At 34.7% G+C, this 5192-nt stretch carries 5 protein-coding genes; 3 read left to right on the plus strand and 2 right to left on the minus strand.

The features are described 5' to 3' along the window. The first annotated feature begins 180 nt into the window (after positions 1–180). Genes ACESM9_RS14165 through ACESM9_RS14175 form a run of 3 tightly spaced genes read left to right on the plus strand, consistent with a single transcriptional unit; the run spans position 181 to position 3655 of the window. Positions 181–1137, plus strand: coding sequence for a TAXI family TRAP transporter solute-binding subunit (locus tag ACESM9_RS14165; protein ID WP_373000073.1), 957 nt, complete (start codon positions 181–183; stop codon positions 1135–1137). Between the two features lie 54 nt (positions 1138–1191). Next, entirely contained in the window at positions 1192–1689 is a 498-nt protein-coding gene (locus ACESM9_RS14170) for a DUF1850 domain-containing protein (RefSeq protein WP_373000075.1), read from the plus strand. Next, entirely contained in the window at positions 1682–3655 is a 1974-nt protein-coding gene (locus ACESM9_RS14175; RefSeq protein WP_373000078.1) for a TRAP transporter permease, read from the plus strand. Before ACESM9_RS14170 ends, ACESM9_RS14175 begins: the two co-directional genes overlap by 8 nt. An 11-nt stretch (positions 3656–3666) precedes the next feature. Here the strand turns inward: ACESM9_RS14175 and ACESM9_RS14180 are convergent, their stop codons facing one another. Beyond that, the gene (locus ACESM9_RS14180; RefSeq protein ID WP_373000081.1) at positions 3667–5079 is read right to left on the minus strand and encodes a peptidoglycan D,D-transpeptidase FtsI family protein; all 1413 of its coding nucleotides are present in this window, start codon (positions 5077–5079) and stop codon (positions 3667–3669) included. After that, positions 5054–5164, minus strand: a complete 111-nt coding sequence (locus tag ACESM9_RS14185) for an FtsW/RodA/SpoVE family cell cycle protein (protein WP_373000084.1) — start codon at positions 5162–5164, stop codon at positions 5054–5056. Before ACESM9_RS14185 ends, ACESM9_RS14180 begins: the two co-directional genes overlap by 26 nt. Positions 5165–5192: the final 28 nt, after the last annotated feature.

Genomic DNA, 5192 nt, shown 5'->3' on the forward strand with positions numbered 1-5192 from the left:
AAAACATTCATCAGAAGGCTTCTGGTGATGTTGGAAGAATATGAAAACCCCTTTTAGCTTGTACAAAGTTTCCTAATTTTCTAACAATATTGTTAGTTTTAGTTTTTTTTTGTTATTTTGAGTTACTGTAATATTACAATCAAATTACAGATTCAGAAAATTTATTTTAGGAGGGGTTTTATGAAAAAGAATTTTGCTATCTTATTAGCACTAATGCTCATGCTTGCTTTAGTATTCACAGCATGTGCACCAGCAAAAACAAACATGATCCTTGCAACAGGAGGAACTTCTGGAACCTATTATCCTTATGGCGGAGCCATGGCACAAATCTTTAACTCAAAGATTCCAAACATGAATGTAACCGCTCAAGCAACAGGTGCTTCAGTTGAAAATTGCAAGCTTCTTGGACAGAATGAAGCTGAATTAGCAATAGTTCAAAATGATATGATTGATTATGCTTATAATGGAACTGAAGCTTTTGAAGGCGCAAAAATCGAAAACATTAGAGGTATTGCTACATTGTATCCTGAAATTGTACAAATAGTTGCTTCCCCCGATAGTGGCATAACTAATGTTAAAGACATGAAAGGCAAAAAAGTATCTGTTGGAGCTCCAGGCAGCGGTGTTGAAGCGAATGCTAGACAGATATTCGATGCTACTGGACTTACTTATAACGACATGAATGTTAGCTATTTATCTTTCTCTGAATCTGCAGACGCTTATAAAGATAAACATATCGAAAGTTTCTTTGTTACTTCAGGTATTCCTAATGCTGCAATACAAGATATTACAGCTCAGAATGATATAGTTCTGGTTTCACTTACCGATGATGTAATAGCAGCATTAACTCAGAAATATCCATTCTTTGTTGAGTACACTATACCTGCTGGCACATATAAGGGACAAGACTCAGATGTTAAGACTGTTGCGGTTATGGCTACATTAGCTACTAACTCTCAGGCTTCTGAAGATGTAATATATAATATTACCAAGACATTATTTGAAAACCAGCCAGAACTTGCACAGGCTCATGCAAAGGGAGCAGAATTAGTATTAGAAGAGGCTGTAAAGGGTATATCAATACCATTCCATCCAGGTGCAGAAAAATACTTCAAAGAGAAGGGCTTAATGGATTAATTTAAACACAGGGAGGATAACACCGGACCGGTAATATCCGGTCCGGTATTTCACATGAAGAATAGATATATAGTTGCTACTATAGTCGTTTTAGTAATTATCGTATTATTCTTACCTTTTTTTAATATGCTAACCATCACTGATACAGAAACAGGGAAGATAGTATTCTCTGATAGAGCATTTGATAATAAGGAATTTTATACAAGCTTTACCCATTCAGTAAACAGAATGCCTGTTTATGAGTATTACAGAATTATTGATAATCATTTTGTTGTTTATAAGACTTCCTTTTATTCTTACGGTGCAGGAATGCCAGATTATGAAGATTATAAGCAAAAACCAGTATTAAAGGACGGAATGGTTCATATCGATAATTTAAATATTAAGATGGATTCATTTTCAATATTTATTGGTAGAGTTGCAAATCATAGTTTGCATATTGACAACAAGACATATAAATTGTCTGATTTTGTGGAACCAGGAAAAACAGCATATTTCAAAATACAAAAAGTATCACTATATGCACTCTTAAGGAGGTTAAATCATGAATGAAGAAAAAAACCTTAAAGAAGAGGTAAAGGAAATAGATTTTGATGAGATAATAGCAAAATATGACAAGGAATCAGCATATAGAAGAATAGCAGGTCCTATAGGAAGGTTCATTGCTGTTCTGGCTATATTATTTTCTTTATTCCATTTGTACACTGCCTTTGCAGGTGTATTGCCGGCACAGATACAAAGATCTGTACATTTGACATTTGCTTTGGTTCTTGCATACTTGCTTTATCCTGCCAAAAAAAACATGCCTAGAAACAAAATGCACTGGAGTGATATTTGCCTTGCCGCTTTAGGAGCAGTTGTAGGTCTTTATATAAGTTTTAACTATGAAGCTTTAATATACCGTGCAGGAGAGCAGACAACTTTAGATATCATTGTTGCGTGGGCAGCAGTACTTTTAGTATTAGAAGCTACAAGGAGAGTTGTAGGATTACCCATAGTAATTATTGCAAGCACATTTTTGCTTTATGCGAAATTTGGACCCTATATGCCAGGATTTCTAAATCATCGTGGTTACTCATTATCTAGAATAGCAAGTCATATGTATTATACTACTGAAGGAATACTAGGTATACCAATAGGAGTTTCTTCTACCTTCATTTTCTTATTTATACTATTTGGTTCTTTCTTAGATAAAACAGGTATAGGAAGATTTTTCATTGATTTAGCAAATTCTATTGCTGGAAAGGCTGTTGGAGGACCTGCAAAAGTATCTGTATTGAGCAGTGCTTTAACTGGTACAATCTCAGGTAGCTCTGTTGCTAATACAGTAGGAACTGGTAGCTTCACAATTCCTCTTATGAAGAGCTTAGGTTATAAACCAGAGTTTGCTGGTGCAGTTGAGGCAGCCGCTTCTACTGGTGGACAGATAATGCCACCTATTATGGGCGCAGCAGCATTTTTAATGGTAGAATTTATTGGAGTACCTTATATTACAATAGCAAAAGCAGCTGTTATACCTGCCATACTATATTTTACTGGTATATGGATTATGGTTGACTTGGAAGCTAGAAAAACAGGTTTAAAAGGTTTAGAAGGGGATAAACTCCCCAAGTTTACAAAAATTATGGTACAAAGAGGATATTTGCTGTTACCTATAGTTGCTATTGTATATTTTCTGGTAAATGGAGCAACACCAATTAAAGCTGCTCTTTATGGAATAATAATATCAGTAGTAGCTGGGGCAGTGAGAAAAGAAACAAGATTGAATTTAAAGAGTTTATTAGAAGCTTTAGAATCTGGTGCAAAAAGTGCTCTTGGGGTTGCGATAGCATGCGCTTCAGCAGGAATAATTGTAGGAACAGTTACTTTAACAGGTTTAGGATTAAAGTTAGGAAACGGGTTAGTTAGCTTGGCTGGTGGAAATTTATTGCTGACTTTGGTATTTACAATGATTACATCATTGATACTGGGCATGGGAGCACCTACTACTGCTAACTATATAATTACCTCAACAATAGCAGCTCCGGCAATTATGAAACTAGGAGTACCGGCTTTAGCAGCACACATGTTTACCTTCTACTTTGGTATAGTGGCAGATGTAACGCCACCTGTAGCTCTTGCAGCCTTTGCTGGTTCAGCTATAGCTGGTGGTAATCCATTAAAGACTGGTGTAAATGCAAGTAAAATAGCTATTGCAGCTTTCATAATACCTTATATGTTTGTATTTAATACACAAATATTAATGATAAATACAACTTTTTCAAGCGTTATTATGATTATTGCCACTTCATTAATTGGTATGTTTGGTATTGGTGCTGCAATGGAAGGCTTCTTCTTTACACATGTTAACAAGATTCATCGTGTAATACTATTTATATCTGGGTTATTATGTATATATCCGGGAGCATATTCGGATATAATAGGTATAGTTATAATAGCCGCATCATTTGCTTTCTTGAGAGTTAAGTCAAAAAAGCAGGTAAATCAGCTATCTAAAAACGAAGGAGAGTCCCTATAGGGATCTCTCCTTTATTTTTTTCTCATATTTGCCAAAGCTTTTTTTATAACTTTACCGGCTATGGGAGCCGCATTGCTTCCACCACTGCCACCGTTTTCTATAATAACTGCAATAGCTATTTGAGGATCTTCAGCAGGTGCAAAACCTATGAACCATGAGTGAGGTTTACCATGTGGATTTTCTGCCGTACCTGTCTTACCTGCCACATCAATACCGCTTAGTTTTGCCCTCTTTCCAGTACCTGACTTCACCACATTTGACATCATATCTTTAATCACTTTTGCTTTATCAGAATCTATTATTCTCTCCCCTTTTATTGACTTTGAAATTTTTACGGAATTACCGTTCATATCAATAATCTCTGAGAGGGTATAGGGAGGCATTAAGACTCCGTCATTAGCTATAATTGCAGCAATTGAAGCAGCATGAATTGGAGTAATAAGCACATCTCCTTGTCCTATAGATTGTTGAGCTAAAGATTTCTCATCGTCTTTTTTGTTAAAGTTACTGGTTTTGGATAGGACATAACTAGATAGTTTCTTATTAAATTTAAATTTAACTGCCTCATTGTACATGTTTTCACTTCCAAGCTTTAGTCCTAGGTTTACAAAATAGGAATTGCAGGATAGGGTAAAGGCTTTATCAAGGTTTATAGTGCCATGCCCTTTATTATTACTATCTTTCATTTCATATCCATTAATATTAACACTACCAGTACAATCGATTACTAAATCTTTGTAGTTCCCATACAAGGCTGCAGAGGTAGTTATTATTTTAAAAATTGAACCTGGTGGATACAACCCATCTATAGCCCGGTTAAGAAGAGGGCTGTTCTCGTTTTCTATTAGGCTATTCCAGTTAGCATTTATTTTTGATGGATTAAAATCAGGCTTACTTACAAGAGCCAAGACTTCACCGGTTTTAGGGTTAAGAGCAACTAATGAGCCTTTTTTGCTTCCAAGCAGCTCTGATGCATATACTTGAATAGTTTTATCTAAAGTAAGCTTCACAGTATTTCCCTTAATAGGTTCATTATTGATTTTGCTTTTTATAATATTCACAATATGTGAAGAGGTAAGTTCCTTGTCATATAAAGCTTCAATTCCTGTAGAGCCTAATTGTTGTGAATGATATCCGATAATATGAGAAAAGTGTCTTCCAAATTCATAGACTCTATTAGAATTTCCATTTTTTACTTTGCTGCTTGCTAAAACTGTATCGTTTCTATCCAGTATATCACCTCTGACTATATCTGTATTTTGTATTCTTAGCCTTTTATTATAGGAATTAGAATATATATATTTAGCTTGAAAAAAGTTAAAGACTAATAAATATATTCCTATTCCTAAAAAAGCTATTATAAAAAACCACTTAATATAATTTATTTTTTTTGGCAGATTACTCATGAGTATCACCTTTTTCATTTGTATTTATAAAGAACAGTAAACCTATATTGATAGTCTGTGAGATCAATGAGCTACCACCATAGCTTACAAATGGCAATGTCACACCAGTGATAGGTATTATATTTAAAACC

Origin of the sequence: Lutispora sp., from assembly GCF_041687175.1 — a bacterium.
Taxonomy (GTDB): Bacteria; Bacillota; Clostridia; order Lutisporales; family Lutisporaceae; genus Lutispora.

Coding starts and splice junctions, on each gene's coding strand:
- ACESM9_RS14165 (WP_373000073.1), top strand. CDS start 181: ATGAAAAAGAATTTTGCTATCTTATTAGCACTAATGCTCATGCTTGCT.
- ACESM9_RS14170 (WP_373000075.1), top strand. CDS start 1,192: ATGAAGAATAGATATATAGTTGCTACTATAGTCGTTTTAGTAATTATC.
- ACESM9_RS14175 (WP_373000078.1), top strand. CDS start 1,682: ATGAATGAAGAAAAAAACCTTAAAGAAGAGGTAAAGGAAATAGATTTT.
- ACESM9_RS14180 (WP_373000081.1), bottom strand. CDS start 5,079: ATGAAAAAGGTGATACTCATGAGTAATCTGCCAAAAAAAATAAATTAT.